Below are 20,751 nucleotides of genomic sequence, written 5' to 3'. Positions count from 1 at the left end.
CCTGACCCACTTTGGGGTCCGTATGCGTTGGCTACGGCGACCCTATGGTGCTGTTCTATTTCAGGCAGATAAATGTCCCATAAATTGATTGAGCTGGGTTGGTCCGCTCACTTTATGATGCAGCTTCAGGATGATGAGTTGCAAACCCTTCCTGTTGCCCGCGTTACGCAGGTTCACCGTAACCAGATGATTGGTATCGGTCATCAGGGAGAGTTCACCCTGAGCGTTCCCGGCCATGGTTCAACCGGCGATTATGCGGTTGGCGACTGGGTGGTTTACGACGTGCATGCTCAAGTCGTTCGTGCATTGGACCGGCTCACGCTGGTGGAACGACGCGCGGCGGGTGAAGATGCCCGTGCGCAGCTGATTGCGGCCAATCTGGACGTGTTGTTCATCACCACCTCCTGCAACAAAGACTTCAACATCGCGCGGCTGGAGCGGTATCTAGTCGTGGCTCAGCAGGCTGGCATTCAGCCCGTCGTTCTGTTGACGAAGGCTGATCTGGTGGATGACACCTATGCGTTTGAGGCCGAAGTGCAGAAGATTGATCCGCTGTTGCCGGTGATCGCGCTTGATACCCGTGATCCAGAGCAGATTGCCCCGCTGTTTGACTGGTGGAAGGCTGGGCAAACTGCAGCATTGGTGGGCTCTTCCGGTGTTGGCAAGTCAACAATCCTCAACAGCCTAAGCGGTTCTTCCGCCAAGACTGCTGGCATTCGCGAGGATGATGCGAAAGGCCGGCACACTACGACGGCTCGCTGCCTCTATCCTGTTGGCGATAGGCGCTGGTTGATGGATACGCCGGGTATGCGTGCTTTGCGGCTCTACGATGTTTCTGAGGGCGTTGCTGCGGTGTTTCAGGATCTGGTTGATCTGGCAGAGCACTGCCGGTTTTCCGACTGCAGTCATGAGAGCGAGCCAGGCTGTGCCATTCAGGCTGCAATTGAAGAAGGGGAACTGGATCCATCACGGCTTAAACGCTGGAAGAAGCTGGCACGGGAGGAGCTGTACAACAGCGAGACTGTTGCGCAATCCCGCTCTCGTACGAAGAGCTTCTCCAAGATGATCAAGCGTGTGCAGGCAGACAACCGTATCATGAAGGGCGATTACTAGCCCCTTTGAATAGCATCCCCCACAGGGTCAGCTTGTGGGGGTGCTACCGCTTATTCAGTTTGCCGGTTTCCAGCTAGAACCTTCAAACTGATTTAGGGGAGCCGACCCGCGGTTTTGGCAGAGTTCGCAGGTCGGCTATATGCCCTTGAAGTGTTGTTGTGTTGAGGCAACTTCAAGGACCTCGGGAGGTTTGCCCACTCGGTGGATATGCTGTCTGACCGAAGTGGTGACGCTCACCTTTTTTCAGCCAAATGCAGTGCTGCAATACCGCAGTTGGCGAAGCAGCTTTGTTTTTCCAGCTGCATTCAACGAGTGTTGCGCGTTTCAATGAAATGAGCTGTTCTATAAAGAACAGCAGGGAAAGATTTTTTGAGGTAAGCGCAGCGCGCGAAGCAGTGCCCGACTGCTGAGAGATTCGGTTTTATCCCGAATTTGCCGTGGTCTTTGGCAGCTCAACCAGGAATGTGGTTTCCGCTCTATCCGGCAGATAAGACACGGTGCCGTAGTGTGATTTGACCATGGATTGCACGATGCCAAGGCCCATGCCTGTGCCGCCTTCTGCCCGCTTGGTGGTGAAGAACAGGTCGAAGATCTTCCCAGCATTGCCCTCAGAAATGCCGCTACCGTTGTCGCTGGTGTAAAACAGCAGGGTTTCCGGTGTTTCCTCAACCTTAATGGTGAGCTTGCTCGCCCCGTGGTTCACTGCGTTTTCCAGCAGGTTGGAGAAGATAATCTCCGCATTTTCCAGCGTGATTGGCAGGATCTGGTCTCTCTCGCAGTCCACCTCTATCACCAGCTGCTCATAGTGACTTTGCAGGTGATCGAGCAGTTCACCAAGATGCAGAGTTCCAGAGGACTTGGGGTTGTCCGCACGAGCCAGATGGCGCAGGCGGTCCAGCAGTGCGGACAGGCGGTTGGAATCCTGCAAAATGTTGTTCAGGAATCTGGTGCGTTGGTCCTTTGACATGTCGTCCCCGGATTCCAGCAGGAGTTCGACTGCTCCTTTGGTGGCTGTGACCGGCGATTTCAACTCATGTGCTGCGTGAGAGGCGAAGGTGGAGATGTAGTCTGCCCGCTCCGAGATTTTCCGGGCCATGGCGAGGAAACTGTCTGCCAGCGATGCAAACTCACGCGTGCCATTGTGCTTCAGAGGCGCGATTGCCTGCGTATCGCCACTGCTGATCCGCTGAGTACGGTCGATCAGCTCATAGATTGGTTTGGTGATGACCCGCAGGAACACAAAGCCGATAGCGGTTGTCACAAGCAGTGTGAAGGCAGCGGCAATGGCCACGACCTGCCATTGTTTGAAGAGCTGGCGCATGGTGTTGCTTGGCGTGCGGGAGGCGTAGATCACCCCAACCACCTTGCCCTGCACCAGAACCGGCATTGCAGAGAAGATGCGCGTTGATGTTCCGCGGCTTAGTGAAGTCAACGCTGGCGCCGGTTCATCCGAAATCCGCTCACGCAGGACGCTACGGTATTGGCCAGAGAGTGCCGTTTGCACTTCTTCCACGTGCCTCAGGGAGAGACCGACTTCGCTGCGCCCAGCGATGACGTTGCCTTTGTGGTCAAGCACACGGAAGCCAGCCAGTGTGACCTTCTGTGTTTCCATTAGCAGCGGAGACAGGCGACTGCCGATGTTCAGCATCACCTCACTGGGTGCTTCAGCGGCTTCACGAGCCTTTGCTCGGCGTGGGTAGGTTTTGGCGGAAAAGAGGTAGTTGCGCGGCGCTATCGGCGTGTAGGGGCCGTTCTCCACGCTCACGCTGCGTTCTGCACTCACGAGGTCATCAAGGCTGATCTGCTCCTGCTCTTCCACCATTTGCGACATGACGGCTGACAGGACAGCACTTTGAGCAATCAGGGCGTTTTCCGTTTGCTGGAAGATCTGATGCTCAAAGATGCGGAAGAACAGAATGATGGCGAGCGGCAGCAGCAGCACGCTGAGCAGCACTGCAACCACCACAAGGCCCAGTGTTGGGCGCCACTTCTTTTTTGTTGCCGCGGCGATCATGAGGGAACCGGCACTGCCGCCAGTCTGAAGCCGACAGCGTGCACCGTCTCAATCAGGTTCGGCGCCCCTGCATTTGCCAGCTTTGAGCGGACATTGCGGATATGACTGTCGATTGTCCGGTCTGAGACGTGGATGTTGGGCGGATATGCCAGATCGATGATCCTATCGCGGGAAAACGTCATGCGCGGGCGGTCCAGAAACAGTTTCAGGATCTCAAATTCGATGGATGTCAGCTCCACGGGCTGGCCGTTGTAAGCCACTGAGCGGTAGGAAGGATCAAGCTGTACGCCTCCGGCCTGAAGCTGAGACGGCTTGACCTCACCTGTAATCTTAGGGCCATTGGTGCGCTTCAGGATTGCGCCGATGCGGGCGACCAGCTCTCGTGGGCTGAACGGTTTGGTGACGTAATCGTCTCCCCCCATTTCCAGCCCGAGGATACGGTCAATCTCTTCATCGCGGGCAGACAGGAACAGAATAGGCACTTCTGAGTGCTTGCGGATCTCGCGGCAGACTTCGAAGCCATCCATCTCCGGCATGCCGATGTCCAGAATGATCAGGTCCACCGGCTGCTGCTTAAAGCAGGCAACAGCCTCAAATCCGTTTTCAGCTATGATTGTGTTGTAGTTGGCTTTTTCGATCGCGAAGGTAATCACTTCCCGAATGTGCGCATCGTCGTCAACTACCAGTATATTTTGCATTCTCAGAGGCCCGGATCTTCACGATAACGAGTTCTACTGTCAGAGGCCAGGGTTTGCAACTTAGCCGGGGTTTCCAGTTGTGTCGGAGCCTGCGGTTTTGCCGGAGACTGCGGCTTTGTCGGGGCCTCGTTCTTTTGCAGGTAATTGAGCAGCAACTGATTTCTGAGGCTCCATAGGCGCCAGTCATCCGCCCAATATCTCACTTTTTGAGCCAAGTTTTGGCGGGATGACCATAGCTCCCAAAGCTCACGGTTATTAGCAGCAACACCTCGCTCCAATTCACTTTTCATCTTTGCATCAATGGCCGGAATAGCCTGTGGTCCTAAGCTGATCAGATACCAATGGTCAAACTTTGAGTTATCGGCGTAGGTCACGTTGTAGTCTGCTATCAATGCGGCTGTGTTTGTAAGGCTGAGCGTGTAGAGGATCCCCGCAACTGCGAGCATGTTCACACGAACGAGCCAACCGTTGTTTCGTCCTAAAGCCAGTTTGGCAATGATGCTGAGTACGCCGATGAGCACCAGTATCACCCAGATCAGAGCGTAGAGGCGTAGATAAGTCATTGAGTACACGCCGACATAATTGCCGAGGCGTGCGAGGCAGGAGGCGACGAGCAGAGCGGTTTGGATGGTCCACGCGAGCAGCAGCACCTTCACCAGTTTGGATTTAGCAGTAGGGGCACCGGAGCGGCTGGCGAACAGTACAAAGATAGCGGCGAGCAGAGCGGCAATGATGAGGGTGTAGACGCCTTTGTGGGCGTAGTTGGCATAAGTAGTTCCTGCCGGGAGTTCCTGAGAGCCCCACAGGTAAAAGGCATCCAGCACAGTTTGCAGAGCAAAGAGGCCATTGAAGAGCACAAGCGAGCGGACAACAGCTTTGTAGCCAAAGATTTCATCCATCACGGATTGATAGGCTTGAACCGTTTCCTGCTCCGGTGTTTTAGCCGCGGATTCAACAGCCATCTTTTTCTTCAGCTTTTTTCTGAATTTTACGCGCAGGAACGGCCAGATCAGAACAAAAGTGATGGACCAGAACACGATGCGCGCCATGTTCAGTTTTTCAAAGAGCTTGCCCAGGTTGATGCTGAGCAGCCATTGCTCGATGACAGGGTTTGAAGAACTGAACAGGTACAGGAAAATCGGGAACAGGGTGAGGGGCAGAAACCAGGTGAACGCTAGTTTGGCGTAGTTGGACAATGGCCGCTTGCGTCGTTTGACGCGGCTGAGCGTAAACATGTCTTTGATAAAACCCAGCGGCCAACGGCGCAGGAAGATGAGCAGCACTTTGACCATCTTCAAGTCAAAGGCATTGATGCGCCGGTTCATAATGAGAGCACACATGGCCAGAGCGAGGATGGCGATCAACCCGCTCAGAAAATCCCATTGGAGGATACTTGGCACAACGCCAATGATCACCGTCAGCATCGTGATCCAAGCAAGGCGGGGGCTCACCCGGTGTCCGCCCAACAGCATGATCGCAAAGGCAACAGCTACAATGAACAGGCTGAAGCCAATTTCAGCCCTGTGACCAAAGAACAAATAGTCCGCAAGCAGGCATAAGCCCAAACCAAGAAGAAACCGGGCCTGAATGCCCATTGCAGGCATCCATGACACCGGCTGAATGCGAGAGTTAGATAACATCAATTTCGCCCCTGAAATCATTAAGTGAATGAACTCAGGCGACGGTCTACCGGTGCCCCTTGCAGGCAGTTGGGCAAAACCGATGAGATCTCGTGCAGATTTGTGCAGTTTCTGTGCAGGTGATGAGAGCTGCTACGGGAAGGCAGCCTGCATAGGTGTGCAGACTGCTGTTTTTATTGGGATTTGGTGGGCCTAGGCCGCTTTGATATCACCGAGGAACTGGTCGATTTCGTTGCGGAGGTGATCGGCTTCCGTGCGGAGCTCCTCGGAGGCGATGAGGACTTGCTTTGAGGTGACGCCAGTTTGAATGGCGGCTTCGTTGACCTTGGCGATGTTCTCCGTGACCTCAGCTGTTCCGCCAGCGACCTCGCTGACATTGCTGGCGATTTCTTGAGTGGCAAACTTTTGCTCGTTGATGGCGCTGGAGACGGCACTGGCGCGTTGGTCGATCTCACGGATGATCTTGTCGATGTCTTCCATTGCGGTGAGAGATCCCTCTGTGGCGCGTTGGATATCGGCAATCTCATTTCGGATTTGCTCTGTGGCCTGAGAGGTTTGCTCAGCCAGTGACTTCACCTCACTTGCGACCACTGCAAAGCCCTTGCCTGCTACACCTGCCCGAGCAGCTTCTATGGTGGCGTTGAGGGCAAGCAGATTGGTTTGCTCAGCGATGTCTGTGATGATGCTAACCACATCTCCCACGCTCTGCGCTGCTTTGCGCAGCTCTGCAGCATCAGAGTTGGCGCTGTGGACCTGATCCACCGCTTCTGAAGCGGCTTTTCGGCAGTGTTGCATCTGGTTGCCTATTTCGGCGACGGAGCAGTCCAGCTCCTCTGTGGCAGAGGCGACAGACTGCACGCTGCGCGAGGCTTCTTCCGCTGCTGAGGCGACTGCCTTGGATTGGTTACTGGTAAGCTCGGAGATGCTCGACATTTCCTGAGAGGACAGCTGCATGGTTTGCGAGTTGCGGCCCATGGTTTCAAGCACATAGGAAACAGCTTGCTCAAAGTCTGCAATACGGCCTTCAAGGAACTTACCACGCTCCAACTGAGAGGCGTGCTGGGTGTCCTGCTCTTTCTTCAGATCACGCGCGAGGATCATGTTTTCCTGGAAGACAGAGACTGCTTTGATCATCTGGCCAACTTCGTTCTTCGTCGGCTTTGGCAGCTTGATGTTCAGGTTGCCGCTGGCGAGTTGCTCCATGGCTTCTATGATCTTAGCGAAGGAACGCTGGATGGACTTGATGAGGATGAAAGACATCAGGAACACCAGCAGGAAGCCTACAGCAGCAATGCCCATATGAAGGGTGAGACGTCCGTTGGCGCTTGCTTGCAGTTGTTCTGTATCTTCAATCAGGCTGGCAGCGATGGTGTTTTCCAAGGCTTTGAGCTGGTTGATTTTTTGGGACGCGGTTTCAAACCACTCAGGACCACTGATGGTTTCCAGAGCAGTTGCTGTCTCCTCACCGCCCAATGCGATATCGCGATAGGTGTTCAGCTTGGTGTTGGCTGCACCGTTCTGCAGTTTCTCATAATCTGCAAAAAGTTCAGGCGTGGCGTAGGTTTGGAAAATGTGCGTGAAGGCATTTTGTTCAACGATAAGCCGTTGGAACTTTTGCAGGGCGGCAGGTGGGAACGCATTGCTTGCAAAGCCTGCGGCACCCACAGCCCGCTCTAGCCCTGCCCGCTCTTTAGTCAGCAGGAAGGCGTGATAGCTTACGATGCGGTCTACAATTTCCGCATTGGGGCTGAGCTCACTCATGGAGCCGATGATGTCGAGTTTTTCGGAGTTCAACCTGGTGTAAAAAGCAACCGCCTCAGCCATCTGCACATTCAGCGCATCAACATTGGAGCGCATTCTGGGCGTCTTTTGCAGCTCGGCATTGATGCCTTCCAGATCAGCGGCAAATGCTGGCTGATAGATGGACAGGTCAAAGCCCTCAAGGAACTGCAGGTAATCGATGCGGGCAGTGTCCGTTGCCTTGCGCTGGCTCTTCAGGTCAGCCTCAAACTGCTGACCTTTGCTGGCGAGGAATAAGGCTGTGGCGCCGCGCTCTTTCTGCTGCTCATGCACCAGACTGCCGATTTTGACGGAAAGGCGCGTGAGCTGTGAAAGGGCGGCCAGTTTCTGCTCATCCTCGGTGTCGACCTTAATGAGCTGATAGAGAAAAACGAGGGCTGCAATACTTGGAATAATTGAGAGCAGTGTGATGGTATGAACAATTTTGAGCTTAGCTAAATATGCAAACATGATAATTCGGTCCGCTGAAATCTAACTAAGCATTTTCCCGTGTTTATTTACGGCTAGTTAACGATAAGAGGCCGATTCCATGTATGCGGGCAGCATTCCAAAACGTGTGCTCTTTGCATTCTTGATAGAGCCTTGTTCGGAAATTTGTTTTCCGGAAATAGGGTTGAGATGTTAATCAGGCAAAAAATTTTAGTTATTTCGCATATTCTTTAGAAAAGAAACATCAAAAATATCAGTAAAATGATTAACCAGAACAGCAACCAACCGAAGCAAGGCTCTATTTATAAATAGAGATTCGCCACGAAGACTCGACCTATGAACCTATATACATCCTGATTAAGCGTTTTACTTCGAAACAGAGAAAGCAGAACTTACGTTACGTAGCATGTTCCACGCAATGAACTTGTGGGCTGGACCGACTGGCAGCATGTAGAGTTTGCCGAACCAGTTGTGTGTGATGACCGAAGAGGTGATGCGCACCAACGCCCCTTCAGAAATTGCATCGACGCTGAACGTGGTCATGACCGAGAGATGTTTATCTCTTGAGGTGAGTACCAGTTCGCGGTCCTCAATGTGCTCAACCAGAAAGAAATCGAGCTTCTCGCCGACTTCTGGCAGCGTGGTCTTTCGCTTGCCCTCAAAGCCTTTGATTTTGGTAACTCCAGCCAAAGCTGAGATCTGGTCCCTCACCCAAAATGCAGCGCCAAGCCAAGCAGAACGTTTGCTGAACAGGGCGTTGTAGACCTCAAACGCGGTTGGGTGTTCTTGTATCTTCAAGGAGTTGACGTGGTAGAAGTACAACTCTTCGCGCGGGGCAACCAATTGAGGGGCCGGGAGAGATAGGGTTTCCGGCATGTTTTTACGCTCCTTTATGATGCTGCAGCTGGTCTTCGCCGCATTATTTAGATTATCCTAAAGTGTGTTTATTTGCAATGAATTAGATGGTTTCAGTTAGCTTGCCTAATCCTGCGATAATATATTTTTTGTGCCACACTCTCGCCTTATGATTGCAACACACTTTTTCGCGCACCGCATCGGTGTTTCTAGTTTCAATTTACCGGCAAACACGCCAGCCTCTGAGATCACTTTGGGGAGTGAACCTCAGGAGAATACGCCTTTCTGTGCTGCTTTGGGCGCCTATGTGCTTGCCATTGGGGGATTTTATGAAATCTACATTGCTTAAAGTTGTTGTGGGGTGTTCGGTTCTTCTCAGCGCGCAGGCTGCTGCTGCGTCCGGTCTTTATCTGGTGCGAGAAGATGGTAGCGAGATTGAAATCTATCTGAAGTCACAAAGCCCGAAGAACGCGACAGATCTTCTTGTGCTTATTCAGGGCTCTGATTGTAACAGCGTCGCCAATAACAAGCTGATCAACGAGGAGTTCTCTCAGGTTCTGCCGAAAGCGGATGTGCTGACGGTTGAGAAGTACGGCATCACTTCCGACCTTTCCTGGGACAGGAATGATGAGCGCGCAGATTGCCCAGCGGCTTATATTGAGAATGACTCGCCGGAACGCCGGACTGCAGATTACATCAAGGTGATCAGTCAGTTGAAGGAAGGCGGCATTTATGAGCGCGTGATTTTGCTGGGTGGCAGTGAGGGCGCTGTGGTTGCCAACATGATTGCTGCGAAGGCGGATTTCGTGACTGCGAGCATTGCGCTGAATGGTGGCGGGCGTCACTTCATTGATGACATCCTGCACAACATGAAGTCCAGTGGTATGCCGGAGGAAGCGTTCAAAGAAGCTTCTGCGGGTTTCAAAGGGTTTGCCCAACAAGTGACATCCAGTGAGCCGTTTGAACTCAACATGAGTGGGCATGGCTACAACTGGTGGAACAGTATGCTGAAATCAGATCAGCTGGAGATCCTCGCACAAGTCGACACTCCTGTTCTGATTGTGCAAGGTGGGCAGGATCAGAGTGTCTCTCCGGAAGCTGTTGAAGAGCAGATTGCGAAGCTGGATGAATTGGGTAAGACCAACGTCACTTACAAATCCTATGCTGACATGACGCATTCTTTTAAGAGCGCTGCGGGCGAAAGTATGGTTCCGCAAGTCATCTCAGATATTCAGGGCTGGCTGGCAAAGCTGGATTGATCCATCGAAGGGCAGTTTTCTGCCCTTTTCTTTTTCGGTGGGGGATGGATCGCTCGTTTATGTAACGGCTAGTGCAGTTCCAGCTTGGCCTGGGCGCTTTCTTGCGTATGGCGAATGCCATCACGTTTCATCTTACGCTCACACTGGCGCTGGGAGGCAGGGGCAAACTTTGGCTTCCACGCGCGTACGACTTCTTTGAACTCGGAGATAAACAGCTGAAGCTCAGTGGCATCAAGCTCATCCAGAGCGATGCAGGACACGACGGCAGGTTGGCCGAGGGCAACACGGATAAAGGTAAAACGGTTCTTGGCAGTATGGTTTTCGTGCAGCATTTGGACCATGAGATGCTGCGGAACTTCTGTATCTTCTGAGAGATAGGCCATCATCTTCAGGCGCTTATCGCAGGCCCGCATGTGGATCTCGATATCGTCAGCGTTCATCGTACACTCGCCGTCTTTGTTAAAGACGAGAGCATACATGCCGCCATCAGATGCAATCTTATTCATGAGTGTTTGAGGTGTCATATTCTGCAAGACTGACCATCCCATCGTTTTGTTTCTATGATAGCGAAAAATGTCGAACATTCTCCTAAGAGCTCCCCGCTTTTGAGGCAGGAAGTTCTATTGATCACTATGAACGGGAATGTGGGCAGAAACTGTTCTCTACGAGACACAAAGGCGTGAAGTGCACTGAATGAACGTGCTTTGTGCCTGCTTCATAACGTGGGTGTGAAGACGCAGCATCAGGGCACCCCTCGAAATCGCTTAGGTAAGTTGCGCACGCCGTAAAACACAACCAGATGCGATCACATCTGCTGAACTCGCCGTCAGATGGCTTGGATAAGTGTTGAAAGGCACCGCTTCTTACTAAGGCGCCTTATATCCTCGAGCAGGTATCTCTTTTTAAATCAGCATCTTGGAGATGATGTTGATGTTCTGATCTTCCTGATTTGCCTGTAACGCCTCAATTCCAGCCCGCATGCCTTTTACCAGCGTATCCACGGACATGCTTGGTGCACCGAGATTTTGGATCATGGCGGCGACTTCAGGCAGATGGGGCAGATGCACCCAGCCTGCGCGGATGGGAAGTTTGTTTTCTGCAATGTGGTGCAGGATGCCATACATGAGGTGATTGCAGCAGAAGGTGGCAGCTGAATCTGAGATATCCGTTGGCACTCCAGCATCCCGCATAGCCTGTGTCATGGCTCTAAGGGGAACTGTGGCGTAGTAACCAACCGGGCCATCAGGCACCGTCAGTTCTCCTTGAAGCGTGACGCCTGCGGTATCAGTGACGTCGTAACGCGCACAATCATTTAGGTTTTGCGCTAGACGTTCCAGCGTGATCATGGAGCGGCCACCGTACTCGCCCAGCATGAGGACAGCGCTGGGTTTCAGCTCTTCCATGGCGGCGACAGTCTCTTCAATGCAGCGGAAATACGCCCCGGAGACAATGCGGGAGACAATCTTTGCGCCTGCGATCTCTTCGCCATCCAACGCCAGTGCCAGTTTTTCAGCGGGATTGGTCGGCGTGTTGGCATAAGCGCCGAAGCCGGTGATGAGAATGGTGTCCATGGGATGCCTGCTCCTTCTCACTGTGTTCCACCATCAGTATCGGGAGCAGCTTAAGTCTTTGTTCAAGAGACAAAGACAGATGGAGCGAGTTGCAAGCAGATCAAGCTTCTTACAACTCGCTATAATATAGATCGTATGTCTGAAACCGATGCTTAAGATGCAATTTTCACCGTAAAGGAGAGATCGTCGGCGCCACTCCAGGTCGTAACATCTACATTTATGTTCTTGAGCCAGTTCACAACAACAGGACGATTATTTAATCCATGTTCAGCGGTTGTTACACAGACCCAAAACTCACCTTGATCAGCTAACTGATATCGGATCATTGCTTGAATTTTGTTGTTTGAATCTCCGGCTAAGCTAAATGCACTTTTACTGCTGTGAGCAGGTATCTTCGAGATGGTTTCCACGAAGGATCCATTGTAAGCGGAAGCTCCGATGATCGTAGCATCGTAGTTGCTCGTGTTTTCCATTTCGCAGTAAGCATGCTTCTGCCGTGCCATTGCCTCAGTCATATCCCAACACCTCTGTCTTTGAGCCCAGCGTAAATGCCAGCAACAGGCATCATGAAAGGCTCATACACAGATGCAATCCCCGAGATTTACATCTGCATATGTACCGAGGTAATGAGGCCACTCCCCTACAAAGCGCTCTCGATTTCAGCGACTACAGCTTCGGCTGCGGCGCGGGGGTCTTCTGCACGGTAGATTGGGCGGCCGATGACGAGGTAGTCGGACCCTGCTTTGATGGCATCGTATGGGGTCATGATGCGGCGCTGGTCGCCAGCATCGGAGCCTTTCGGACGGACACCCGGCGTCACGATGCAAAGCTTGTCGCCAACCTTTGCACGCATTGCAGCAGATTCCACCGGAGAGCAGACAATACCGCCAACGCCAGCTTCAACTGCATCAAGCGCGCGCTGTTCGACAAGGTTTGCAGTTGGGCCGACATAGCCAGCGTCTTTTACGTCCTGCTCGTCCATGGACGTGAGGACGGTGACACCCAGCAGGCAGAGGTCTTTGTTGCCGACTTCTTCCAGTGCCTTCACCGCTGCACGCATGTTTTTCGGGTACGCATGGATGGTCATGAACTTCATGCCCATTTTTGCGACGTTTTTCACTGCGCTTGTGATGGTGTTGTCGATATCCAGCAGCTTTACATCGAGGAAGATGGAGTGCCCTTCTTTGGCCAGCTCTTCCGCGAACTGAAGGCCACCTGCGAACTGGAGCTGCATGCCGATTTTGTAAGTGCCGACAAGCCCTTGTGTCTTCTTGACGAGCTCACGCGCTTCATCAACTGTTGGAACATCCAGAGGAAGGATCAAGCGATCGACTGCATTTGCTGGGCGATAAGACATGCGAGGCTCCAAATATCTGATAGATAAACGGCTCAGTTCCTAACAGTTTGTGCCGAGAAATACCAGAGGGAGTAGCAGATCCTAGCTTTTTCATCTTTGGGTATTTGCAGCGATCCCTTAGCCTGTTAAAACGGCGCGTCTTTAAATGCTTGTGCAGGGGTTTTGCATGAGTATAAGGGCTATAAACTTATCAAGGGACATCCCATGCGTCAGGCCACTATTGCCCGCGGCACTAAAGAAACGACGATCTCTGTTTCCATCAATCTGGATGGCACAGGCAAGTATGACATCAAGACCGGTGTTGGTTTCTTTGATCATATGTTGGAACAGCTTTCCCGACATTCGCTCGTGGACATGACTATTCGCGCAGATGGTGACACCCATATTGACGACCACCACACCACAGAGGATGTGGGCATTGCTCTGGGACAGGCGTTTAAAGAAGCGCTTGGCGACATGAGCGGCATCACCCGCTATGCAGATACGCATCTGGCGATGGATGAAGCCCTGACCCGTGTGGCACTGGATGTTTCCGGTCGTCCTTTCCTTGTCTGGCAGGTGGACTTCCCACGGGACAAGGTTGGCACGTTTGATGTTGAGCTTTTTGAAGAGTTCTTCCGTGCGTTTGCCATGAATGCAGGTTTTACTCTGCACATTGCAAACCTTTATGGCACCAACTGCCATCATATTGCGGAAACATGCTTTAAAGCGGTTGCGCGTACAATACGCACAGCTATCGAACCAGATCCACGCCAGAGTGGACGCGTGCCGACGACGAAAGGTCAGCTTGGCGGCTAACCTTTTTCGGCCCGCAGCTCTACCAGTTATGGAGAATGCAATTGGCTGTCTATTATGTCATGACCGAACCAGGGGTTTCTCTTGACCACCTGAAGGACGAGGACGCACGAAACATCAAATTCGTGAAAGACGGCTTTTCGTGGTGGGCGATGCTCTTCCCCCTCCTCTGGTCTCTCTATAACCGCATGTGGCTGGTCTTCCTTGGCTATCTGGCAGCAATCATTGCATTGGTGTTTGTCGCCAATGCCTTTGGCTCGACCACTGGCGGCTTTATCACCGTGCTTGCTACACTGTTCTTTGCGATGGAAGCCGGGTTCCTGAAAAGCTGGAGCCTGCGCCGCAAGAACTGGCAGACCGTCAGCTTCATCACTGCCTCCAATCTGGATGAGGCAGAAATCCGTTTCTTCGACCGTGTTTCCCGCCGCAAAGGCGAAGCTCGGCCTCCACAGGGGCCTCAGGCTCCACAAACCAGCGACACAGATGTCGTTGGAATGACACTCAAGCGATAACAGGAGTTCCTTCATGAGTGTGGCAATTATTGATTATGGTTCTGGCAACTTGCGCTCCGCAGCAAAAGCGTTTGAGCATGCAGCCCATAACCATCATCATACTCATGAGGTGACGGTGACTTCGGATCCAGCCGTTGTTGCCAAGGCTGACCGTATTGTGCTGCCGGGCGTTGGTGCGTTTGCGGATTGTCGCCGCGGCCTGCAGGCTGTTGATGGCATGGAAGAGGCACTGGCAGAAGCTGTGCTGACCAAAGGCAAGCCATTCATGGGCATTTGTGTTGGCATGCAGCTGCTGGCGACTCGCGGGCTTGAGTTCGAGAAAGCTGAAGGGCTGGACTGGATCAGCGGTGATGTGACCGCGATGAAACCAGCTAATCCTGAGCTGAAAATTCCTCACATGGGTTGGAACACCATCAACGTGACTGGTGATGAGCACCCGGTTCTTGAAGGTATCAAAACCGGAGGTGATGGCCTGCACGCTTACTTCGTGCATTCCTATCATTTTGCGACAGCCAACCCTGCGCACCGTTTGGCAAGCTTTGACTATGCGGGTGAGTTCACTGCGATGGTGGGGCGAGACAACATCGTCGGCACGCAGTTTCACCCTGAAAAGAGCCAAAAGCTCGGCCTTTCCCTGATTTCCAATTTCCTGAGCTGGGCGCCGTAACGGCTGCCCGCTTTCAGTGACACAGACAAGTCCAAGGACAGAATTATGATTATTTTTCCAGCGATTGACCTTAAAGGCGGCCAGTGCGTTCGTTTAAAACTGGGCGACATGGATCAGGCAACCGTGTTCAACGACGATCCAGGTGCGCAGGCGAAGGCGTTTCAGGATCAGGGCTTTGAATGGCTGCACGTTGTTGATCTGGACGGTGCGTTCGCAGGTGAGAGCAAAAACGGCGAAGCTGTTGATGCGATCCTTGCCAATACCAGCAACCCGGTTCAGCTGGGTGGTGGTATCCGCACCATGGAGCACATCGACAACTGGCTGGCAAAAGGCGTTGCACGCGTCATTCTCGGCACCGTTGCCCTGCGCGACCCTGAGCTGGTGAAGGAAGCTTGTAAGAAGTATCCAGATCGCATTGCCGTAGGCATTGACGCCAAAGGCGGCAAGGTTGCAGTTGAAGGCTGGGCAGAGACTTCTGAGCTGACCGTGATTGAGCTGGCGAAACAGTTTGAAGATGCTGGTGTTGCAGCCATCATCTACACGGACATTGATCGTGACGGCGTTCTGAAGGGCCTGAACATCGAGAGCACCCTGGAACTGGCTAATGCTGTGAGCATTCCAATCATCGCTTCTGGTGGCCTTGCAGACATCAAGGACATTGAGCGTCTGATTCAGCCTGATTGCGATATTCTGGAAGGTGCGATCTCTGGCCGTGCGCTGTATGACGGTCGCCTTGATCCTGCGGAAGCTCTTGATCTGATCAAGAAGAGCCGGGAGGGCCTCGCATGACCCTGAAGGCACGCATTATTCCATGCCTTGATGTGAAGGATGGTCGTGTCGTGAAAGGCGTCAACTTTGTTGACCTGATCGACGCTGGTGACCCGGTTGAAGCAGCAAAAGCCTATGATGCGGCGGGTGCTGACGAGCTGACATTCCTTGACATCACGGCCTCCAGCGATAACCGCGATACGATCTATGATGTTGTGCAACGCACCGCGGAAGCCTGCTTTATGCCGGTGACTGTTGGCGGAGGTGTGCGCACCGTGGAAGACATTCGCAAGCTGCTGAATGCAGGTGCAGACAAAGTTTCAATCAACACTGCAGCGGTGAAAAATCCTGAGTTTATTCGGGAAGCAGCCCAGAAATTCGGCAGCCAGTGCATTGTTGTCAGCATCGACGCTAAGCGTGTTTCTGCTGAAGGGGAGCCTGAGCGCTTCGAAATCTTCACCCATGGTGGCCGCACACCAACGGGCATTGATGCGGTTGAGTTTGCCAAGAAAGCCGTCGATCTGGGCGCTGGTGAGCTGCTGGTGACCTCCATGGATCGTGATGGTACGCAAGAGGGCTACAATTTGCCGCTTACCCGTGCAATTGCGGATGCTGTACATGTACCGGTGATTGCTTCCGGTGGGGTTGGAACTCTGGATCATCTGGTTGAAGGTGTCCGTGACGGGCACGCGACTGCTGTACTTGCTGCTTCAATCTTCCATTTTGGGACTTACAGTATTGAAGAAGCCAAGCAACACATGGCAGATGCTGGAATTCCTATGCGTCTGGATAAGTAAATTTCGCTCAGGTATTGAAAGTAATCCTGAAGCGGCCTCAACAAGGCTAGTCAAATGACCAATTTTACCCTTTCGGACCTAGAGGCTATCATTGCTGCACGTGCGAACAGTGATGATGAACTGTCTTATACCCGCAAGCTCATTTCCAAGGGCGTTTCCAAGTGTGCACAGAAGCTTGGAGAAGAAGCCGTTGAAACTGCGATTGCGGCTGTAGAGCGTGATAAGGAAGGCGTTGCTTCTGAAGCAGCTGACCTGCTTTATCACCTACTTGTTGTTTTGAAGGTTTCCGATGTGGCGCTGGACGAAGTTCTGGCAAAACTTGCAGCACGCACCGGACAAACCGGACTGGAAGAAAAAGCCTCCCGTACGGACGGCTAGGTTTCTTCTTGTCATGCGAAGTGGGAGGCACGACGGGCCTTGAGCGCTAACGCTATGCATAAAGAACTCGCTCCAGTTCAGGAACTGGATCTGTCTCCCTACTCTGTGTTTACAGAGACTGAATGGGCGTCTTTACGTGCAGACACGCCAATGACGTTGAGCGTGCAGGAAATTGAAGACCTGCAATCGCTCAATGACTTTGTGTCTCTGGAGCAGGTGAAGAACATTTACCTGCCCCTTTCACGTCTGCTTGCCTATTACGTGGAAGCTTCCCAGAGCCTTCAGTTTGCGACGAAGCGCTTTTTGGGCATGCAGCTGACCCGCACGCCGTTCATCATCGGTATTGCGGGTTCGGTGTCTGTCGGAAAATCCACAACTGCCCGTCTTTTGCAGGCACTCCTGTCACGCTGGCCAGCCAGCCCGAAGGTGGATCTGATTACGACAGACGGCTTTCTGTACCCGAATTCTATTCTGGAAGCAGAAGGACTGATGCGCCGGAAGGGTTTTCCGGAGAGCTATGACCGTTCTGCCCTGCTGAAATTCCTGACCGACATCAAGGGTGGGGAGCGTGAAGTACGCGCCCCGATTTACTCTCATTTCTTCTATGATGTGATGCCGGGACAGCATGTCACAGTCGAACAGCCAGACATTTTGATTGTCGAAGGGCTGAACGTTCTGCAGACGTCTCACCAGCCGAAAGCGGCAAAGGCCGTGCCCTTTGTCTCTGATTTCTTTGACTTTTCCATCTACATTGATGCGGAAGAGCAAGTGCTGCAACGCTGGTATCTGGAGCGTTTCATGCGACTGCGTGAGACCGCATTCCGCGATCCAGGTTCATATTTCCATAAATTTTCCACAATTTCGAATGATAAGGCGCAAGAGATCGCGAAGGACCTTTGGCAAAACATCAATCTGGAGAACCTTCGCCAGAACATCTTGCCGACGCGACCACGCGCTGATCTGATCCTGACAAAGGGTACAGACCACAGCATCGAAACAGTGGCGCTGCGCAAGATCTAAACGAGCAAACGCGCTCTTACATTGCTGACTGACAGACTGGCACCAAGAGGCAGGCGCCAGCCTGTATTGCATTTGTTTGAGCGCTGAGTGCCTGCGGGCTTTCCTTGTGAAGGCTTGCCGGACATTTTGCCTGCCGGCGTGCGAGATGCCCCCCAGCAGGAGCTTGCGTCAGTAAAACGACAGCTGCGCACCATCATCAGACTGGCATGAACCACGAAGCGCGTGAGCGCCTCGACCGTTTCCTATTGCCATCTTTCAGCAATCTCGTGCTGCAACGCGCGCGGGAACCGGTGCTGCTGTGCCTAAAAAGGCTTTCGGAGGGATTATGCTACAGCTTGCAAAAGTATCCGCGTATGCAGGGTTTAGTTTTCTGGTTCTCACGACTGCAGTGGCTGCAGGACCAAACGCTTCTTTTGGTGAACTATCCTTGCCAGAGGAGCCAGTTTCACTGGTTTCCGGCGAAGATACTCTTCCGCAAAACAAGATGACGACCTCCGGCAACTACAGTGTCGCTAAACCAATTCTTGCAAAGGGCTGGACAGCGGCAGATGACGGAACCGTTGGCGCTTCTCTTCAGCAGATCCTGCCCGTTGGCGCTCAATTGAGTGTTCTTGACTGGGCAACAGACGCTGCCAAGGGTGAGTTGGTTCGCCTTGGTGTTGATCAGCCTGAAGAAGACGGCGACATTGCCTCTGATATTTACGTTTCCAAAGCAGACTTTTCCAAATACGCATTGACTGAAGTGGCTACGCTGAGCCGCGATGAGGCCAACAAAATTGCTGGTAGCGAAGAAGACAGCTACATGGGCTATGCCAGCGCCGTGTTGGCAGCCAGTTCTGGCGGTGTTCGTTCTGCCCGCCGTCGCCGTGGCATGACCTACTGCTACCGCTATGTGAAGAAGCACCTCCTTTCCGAAGGGCTTGTCGATACCTATATTCCAGGTGGATCAGCTTACATGGCGATCAAAGCGCTGCCTAAGTACGGCTTCAAGCGCTTGCGTGTCAGCAGTCCAGACCGCGCTCCAGACGGTTCCATCTGCGTTTACGATCGCGACAAGCGGAACCGCCACGGCCACATCGAGGTGAAGAAGAGCGACACCTGCTACTGGTATGGATATGGCTGTAGCAAGAACTCGATGTACGGGCGGCGAGATTTTTTTGACTGCTTTGCCAAAGGTGACATCAAACGGAGTTTCTGGGCGTTTACATCATCGAGGAGAGACGATGATGACGATACGAAGGGATCTGCTTCTCTGGTGAGAAAGAACGATCCTTCTGAGCGCCTGTAATCAACCTTGATGACAAACCCTGACCGAGAGGTCGGGGTCTTGTCATTTTGGTGTTGTAAACTTTCCAGACCGGGACATTCCGAGGAGCTTTAAAATGCTTGCATATCTAGCTGCACTGAAATCAGTAGAGAAGGCTGAAAAAGATCCTTCTCAAAACCAGAACGAACTGGGGCAGGTTGTCGGTGATGATATGTCTGACTGGACTTCAGCCAAGCAGCCGACAGATGAGACCATGGTTGGTCACTTCTGCCGATTGGAGCGACTGGACCCAGCCAAGCATGCAGAAGACCTTTATGAAGCCTTCAGCGTGGACACTGAAGGCAGGAACTGGACTTATCTGGATGAAGGCCCATTTCCTGACTTCGAGAGCTTTGAGGCCTACGTTAAAGAGCTTGCAACAGGAAACGATCCGTTCGCCTTTGCCATCATTGAGCAGGAAGGCGGAAAAGCACTTGGCATCGCCAGCTACATGAACATTGTACCGGAGACTGGTAGCATCGAAGTTGGACACATTCACTTCTCCCCTCTGCTGCAACGCAAGTGCGGCGGTACCGAAGCAATGTTTTTGATGATGCAACGAGTGTTCGATAAATGGGGCTACCGTCGCTATGAATGGCGCTGTAACGCCCTGAACAAGGTTTCCCGTAAGGCTGCGGTTCGTCTTGGTTTCAGCTACGAAGGCACATTGCGTCAGGCTTCTGTTGTGAAAGGCAAAAACCTTGATACGGCTTGGTTCTCTGTTTTGGATAGTGAATGGCCGGTGCTTCGTGCTTCTTTCGAGAAGTGGCTTTCTCCTGCGAACTTCAAAGAAGATGGCGCACGCATCAAGACCCTAAGTGAGCTGATTGCGCGTGAAGAGACACGGGTGTTCTAACAGCGGTTTCGCAGTCTGCAAGATGATGAAGCCTCGGGCACCCCCGGGGCTTTTTTGTACGTGCACTTGCCGCAAAAGGACCTATTACGCCTGCCTTTTTGCTGTGTTAGTCTCAACAGCACCTACCTAAGTTTTTCCTTGATACACTTCTGAATGCGATATTTCCTATGCTTGTTTATGCAGATTACATTGGCTATCTCGCAGCCATTATCGGTACATTGTGCTGGCTTCCGCAGACGTTGAAAACATGGAAGACGCGCGAGACAAAAGACCTCTCTCTGGCGGCTAACCTTCTTGTGCTGAGCACTGTGTTGCTCTGGTTTATCTACGGCATCATGACTGCTGCCTGGCCGCTTGTTGTCGGCAATGTCATCTCCATTATCGCCGTCGGAGCGATTGTGACTGCGAAGCTGATCTACAAGTAGAGTTGGAAGCAGAAAGATTGGAATTGATTAGATAGAGGTGTGCTCCATTAAGGGCAGGTTCAGCACACTTTTCGGGACGCAATAGACAGAGGCGCTGGTTTAAATTCATATCTATCGGGAGGATATGTTTTGACACTCAAGAAGGAACCAGCATGTTCGACCTCAATAAAAACAACAAGAACGCCGCCGCCCAACAAGAACTGAAAGCGCAGTTGGAAGCGCTCCGTTCGAAATCAGGAACAAAGGTCGAAGAAGAACGCGTCGAGGGCGTTCAAAAGAGTGTACTTGATCGCGCAGCTGCCCCTCGTGAAGTGCAATTGACCCACGATATAGCTGCAGCACGCGAGAAGTACCGCGCAGCCTCTTCCGAAGAAGATAAGAAAGCAGCCATGAAGCATATCTCTGACCTTGAGATGCGTCTGGCCATGGAAAAAGAGAAAAACGCCAAGAGCTGAGTGCTCTGGTTTCAGTAAAGAAAAACCCCGGTGCAG

22 protein-coding genes are annotated in these 20,751 nt (G+C 52.6%); 13 read left to right on the top strand and 9 right to left on the bottom strand.

Features of this window, described 5'->3' with window-relative positions:
* Nucleotides 1-72: 72 nt before the first annotated feature.
* Nucleotides 73-1,113, top strand: coding sequence for a ribosome small subunit-dependent GTPase A (gene rsgA / locus PSE_RS02770; RefSeq protein ID WP_014283473.1), 1,041 nt, complete (start codon nucleotides 73-75; stop codon nucleotides 1,111-1,113).
* A 421-nt stretch (nucleotides 1,114-1,534) separates the two neighbouring features.
* Here rsgA and PSE_RS02765 read toward each other — a convergent pair whose 3' ends face one another.
* From PSE_RS02765 to PSE_RS02745, 5 genes are all read right to left on the bottom strand, one after another.
* Entirely contained in the window at nucleotides 1,535-3,127 is a 1,593-nt protein-coding gene (locus PSE_RS02765) for a HAMP domain-containing sensor histidine kinase (RefSeq protein WP_014283472.1), read from the bottom strand.
* The gene (locus tag PSE_RS02760; protein ID WP_041767872.1) at nucleotides 3,124-3,825 is read right to left on the bottom strand and encodes a response regulator transcription factor; all 702 of its coding nucleotides are present in this window, start codon (nucleotides 3,823-3,825) and stop codon (nucleotides 3,124-3,126) included. Before PSE_RS02760 ends, PSE_RS02765 begins: the two co-directional genes overlap by 4 nt.
* 2 nt (nucleotides 3,826-3,827) lie before the next feature.
* Nucleotides 3,828-5,465, bottom strand: coding sequence for a DUF4173 domain-containing protein (locus tag PSE_RS02755; protein ID WP_208998071.1), 1,638 nt, complete (start codon nucleotides 5,463-5,465; stop codon nucleotides 3,828-3,830).
* Between the two features lie 192 nt (nucleotides 5,466-5,657).
* A complete protein-coding gene (locus tag PSE_RS02750; RefSeq protein ID WP_014283469.1) occupies nucleotides 5,658-7,715 on the bottom strand; it encodes a methyl-accepting chemotaxis protein in 2,058 nt (685 codons plus the stop codon).
* 345 nt (nucleotides 7,716-8,060) lie between these two features.
* On the bottom strand, nucleotides 8,061-8,570 hold the full coding sequence (locus tag PSE_RS02745) for a DUF2867 domain-containing protein (protein WP_014283468.1): 510 nt from the start codon (nucleotides 8,568-8,570) through the stop codon (nucleotides 8,061-8,063).
* A 308-nt stretch (nucleotides 8,571-8,878) separates the two neighbouring features.
* On the opposite strand from PSE_RS02745, the gene PSE_RS02735 reads away from it, so the two are divergent.
* Nucleotides 8,879-9,808 carry a S9 family peptidase gene (locus PSE_RS02735; protein WP_041767869.1) on the top strand — a complete coding sequence of 310 codons (930 nt, stop codon included), beginning with the start codon at nucleotides 8,879-8,881 and terminating at the stop codon, nucleotides 9,806-9,808.
* Nucleotides 9,809-9,876: 68 nt separating this feature from the next.
* On the opposite strand, the gene PSE_RS02730 is transcribed toward PSE_RS02735, so the two are convergent.
* From PSE_RS02730 to pyrF, 4 genes are all read right to left on the bottom strand, one after another.
* A complete protein-coding gene (locus PSE_RS02730; protein ID WP_041767868.1) occupies nucleotides 9,877-10,314 on the bottom strand; it encodes a type III secretion system chaperone in 438 nt (145 codons plus the stop codon).
* Between the two features lie 396 nt (nucleotides 10,315-10,710).
* Nucleotides 10,711-11,379, bottom strand: coding sequence for a pyroglutamyl-peptidase I (pcp, locus tag PSE_RS02725; RefSeq protein WP_008548244.1), 669 nt, complete (start codon nucleotides 11,377-11,379; stop codon nucleotides 10,711-10,713).
* Nucleotides 11,380-11,531: 152 nt separating this feature from the next.
* Entirely contained in the window at nucleotides 11,532-11,894 is a 363-nt protein-coding gene (locus PSE_RS02720) for a hypothetical protein (protein ID WP_008548543.1), read from the bottom strand.
* Between the two features lie 125 nt (nucleotides 11,895-12,019).
* A complete protein-coding gene (gene pyrF, locus PSE_RS02715) occupies nucleotides 12,020-12,736 on the bottom strand; it encodes an orotidine-5'-phosphate decarboxylase (RefSeq protein ID WP_008548301.1) in 717 nt (238 codons plus the stop codon).
* A 204-nt stretch (nucleotides 12,737-12,940) separates the two neighbouring features.
* Here pyrF and hisB point away from each other — a divergent pair, with 204 nt between their 5' ends.
* The 11 genes from hisB to PSE_RS02660 all read left to right on the top strand — a co-directional run bounded on the left by hisB (nucleotide 12,941) and on the right by PSE_RS02660 (nucleotide 20,715).
* On the top strand, nucleotides 12,941-13,534 hold the full coding sequence (gene hisB, locus PSE_RS02710) for an imidazoleglycerol-phosphate dehydratase HisB (RefSeq protein ID WP_014283464.1): 594 nt from the start codon (nucleotides 12,941-12,943) through the stop codon (nucleotides 13,532-13,534).
* Between the two features lie 35 nt (nucleotides 13,535-13,569).
* Nucleotides 13,570-14,043, top strand: coding sequence for a DUF2628 domain-containing protein (locus PSE_RS02705; protein ID WP_014283463.1), 474 nt, complete (start codon nucleotides 13,570-13,572; stop codon nucleotides 14,041-14,043).
* Nucleotides 14,044-14,056: 13 nt separating this feature from the next.
* Nucleotides 14,057-14,710, top strand: coding sequence for an imidazole glycerol phosphate synthase subunit HisH (gene hisH, locus PSE_RS02700; RefSeq protein WP_014283462.1), 654 nt, complete (start codon nucleotides 14,057-14,059; stop codon nucleotides 14,708-14,710).
* A gap of 45 nt (nucleotides 14,711-14,755) precedes the next feature.
* On the top strand, nucleotides 14,756-15,499 hold the full coding sequence (gene hisA / locus PSE_RS02695; RefSeq protein WP_008548661.1) for a 1-(5-phosphoribosyl)-5-[(5-phosphoribosylamino)methylideneamino]imidazole-4-carboxamide isomerase: 744 nt from the start codon (nucleotides 14,756-14,758) through the stop codon (nucleotides 15,497-15,499).
* A complete protein-coding gene (gene hisF / locus PSE_RS02690; RefSeq protein ID WP_008548610.1) occupies nucleotides 15,496-16,275 on the top strand; it encodes an imidazole glycerol phosphate synthase subunit HisF in 780 nt (259 codons plus the stop codon). The genes hisA and hisF overlap by 4 nt, the downstream gene beginning before the upstream one ends.
* Before the next feature lie 54 nt (nucleotides 16,276-16,329).
* Complete coding sequence (locus PSE_RS02685; protein WP_008548771.1) at nucleotides 16,330-16,653, top strand: phosphoribosyl-ATP diphosphatase; 324 nt, start codon at nucleotides 16,330-16,332, stop codon at nucleotides 16,651-16,653.
* Between the two features lie 54 nt (nucleotides 16,654-16,707).
* Nucleotides 16,708-17,673, top strand: coding sequence for a type I pantothenate kinase (gene coaA / locus PSE_RS02680; RefSeq protein ID WP_008548706.1), 966 nt, complete (start codon nucleotides 16,708-16,710; stop codon nucleotides 17,671-17,673).
* Nucleotides 17,674-17,998: 325 nt separating this feature from the next.
* Complete coding sequence (locus tag PSE_RS02675) at nucleotides 17,999-18,961, top strand: hypothetical protein (RefSeq protein WP_014283460.1); 963 nt, start codon at nucleotides 17,999-18,001, stop codon at nucleotides 18,959-18,961.
* Nucleotides 18,962-19,055: 94 nt separating this feature from the next.
* A complete protein-coding gene (locus tag PSE_RS02670) occupies nucleotides 19,056-19,835 on the top strand; it encodes a GNAT family N-acetyltransferase (RefSeq protein WP_008548709.1) in 780 nt (259 codons plus the stop codon).
* A 167-nt stretch (nucleotides 19,836-20,002) separates the two neighbouring features.
* Nucleotides 20,003-20,260, top strand: a complete 258-nt coding sequence (locus tag PSE_RS02665; RefSeq protein ID WP_008548548.1) for a SemiSWEET family sugar transporter — start codon at nucleotides 20,003-20,005, stop codon at nucleotides 20,258-20,260.
* 152 nt (nucleotides 20,261-20,412) lie between these two features.
* Entirely contained in the window at nucleotides 20,413-20,715 is a 303-nt protein-coding gene (locus PSE_RS02660) for a hypothetical protein (protein ID WP_008548432.1), read from the top strand.
* The last annotated feature ends 36 nt before the right edge of the window (nucleotides 20,716-20,751 follow it).

Origin of the sequence: Pseudovibrio sp. FO-BEG1, from assembly GCF_000236645.1 — a bacterium.
Taxonomy (GTDB): Bacteria; Pseudomonadota; Alphaproteobacteria; order Rhizobiales; family Stappiaceae; genus Pseudovibrio.
This window is presented reverse-complemented; position numbering and strand designations above follow the sequence as displayed.

Bases quoted from the DNA above. Each gene is read 5' to 3' on its own strand.
- rsgA (WP_014283473.1), top strand. From the start codon at position 73: ATGTCCCATAAATTGATTGAGCTGGGTTGGTCCGCTCACTTTATGATG.
- PSE_RS02765 (WP_014283472.1), bottom strand. From the start codon at position 3,127: ATGATCGCCGCGGCAACAAAAAAGAAGTGGCGCCCAACACTGGGCCTT.
- PSE_RS02760 (WP_041767872.1), bottom strand. From the start codon at position 3,825: ATGCAAAATATACTGGTAGTTGACGACGATGCGCACATTCGGGAAGTG.
- PSE_RS02755 (WP_208998071.1), bottom strand. From the start codon at position 5,465: ATGTTATCTAACTCTCGCATTCAGCCGGTGTCATGGATGCCTGCAATG.
- PSE_RS02750 (WP_014283469.1), bottom strand. From the start codon at position 7,715: ATGTTTGCATATTTAGCTAAGCTCAAAATTGTTCATACCATCACACTG.
- PSE_RS02745 (WP_014283468.1), bottom strand. From the start codon at position 8,570: ATGCCGGAAACCCTATCTCTCCCGGCCCCTCAATTGGTTGCCCCGCGC.
- PSE_RS02735 (WP_041767869.1), top strand. From the start codon at position 8,879: ATGAAATCTACATTGCTTAAAGTTGTTGTGGGGTGTTCGGTTCTTCTC.
- PSE_RS02730 (WP_041767868.1), bottom strand. From the start codon at position 10,314: ATGAATAAGATTGCATCTGATGGCGGCATGTATGCTCTCGTCTTTAAC.
- pcp (WP_008548244.1), bottom strand. From the start codon at position 11,379: ATGGACACCATTCTCATCACCGGCTTCGGCGCTTATGCCAACACGCCG.
- PSE_RS02720 (WP_008548543.1), bottom strand. From the start codon at position 11,894: ATGACTGAGGCAATGGCACGGCAGAAGCATGCTTACTGCGAAATGGAA.
- pyrF (WP_008548301.1), bottom strand. From the start codon at position 12,736: ATGTCTTATCGCCCAGCAAATGCAGTCGATCGCTTGATCCTTCCTCTG.
- hisB (WP_014283464.1), top strand. From the start codon at position 12,941: ATGCGTCAGGCCACTATTGCCCGCGGCACTAAAGAAACGACGATCTCT.
- PSE_RS02705 (WP_014283463.1), top strand. From the start codon at position 13,570: ATGCAATTGGCTGTCTATTATGTCATGACCGAACCAGGGGTTTCTCTT.
- hisH (WP_014283462.1), top strand. From the start codon at position 14,057: ATGAGTGTGGCAATTATTGATTATGGTTCTGGCAACTTGCGCTCCGCA.
- hisA (WP_008548661.1), top strand. From the start codon at position 14,756: ATGATTATTTTTCCAGCGATTGACCTTAAAGGCGGCCAGTGCGTTCGT.
- hisF (WP_008548610.1), top strand. From the start codon at position 15,496: ATGACCCTGAAGGCACGCATTATTCCATGCCTTGATGTGAAGGATGGT.
- PSE_RS02685 (WP_008548771.1), top strand. From the start codon at position 16,330: ATGACCAATTTTACCCTTTCGGACCTAGAGGCTATCATTGCTGCACGT.
- coaA (WP_008548706.1), top strand. From the start codon at position 16,708: ATGCATAAAGAACTCGCTCCAGTTCAGGAACTGGATCTGTCTCCCTAC.
- PSE_RS02675 (WP_014283460.1), top strand. From the start codon at position 17,999: ATGCTACAGCTTGCAAAAGTATCCGCGTATGCAGGGTTTAGTTTTCTG.
- PSE_RS02670 (WP_008548709.1), top strand. From the start codon at position 19,056: ATGCTTGCATATCTAGCTGCACTGAAATCAGTAGAGAAGGCTGAAAAA.
- PSE_RS02665 (WP_008548548.1), top strand. From the start codon at position 20,003: ATGCTTGTTTATGCAGATTACATTGGCTATCTCGCAGCCATTATCGGT.
- PSE_RS02660 (WP_008548432.1), top strand. From the start codon at position 20,413: ATGTTCGACCTCAATAAAAACAACAAGAACGCCGCCGCCCAACAAGAA.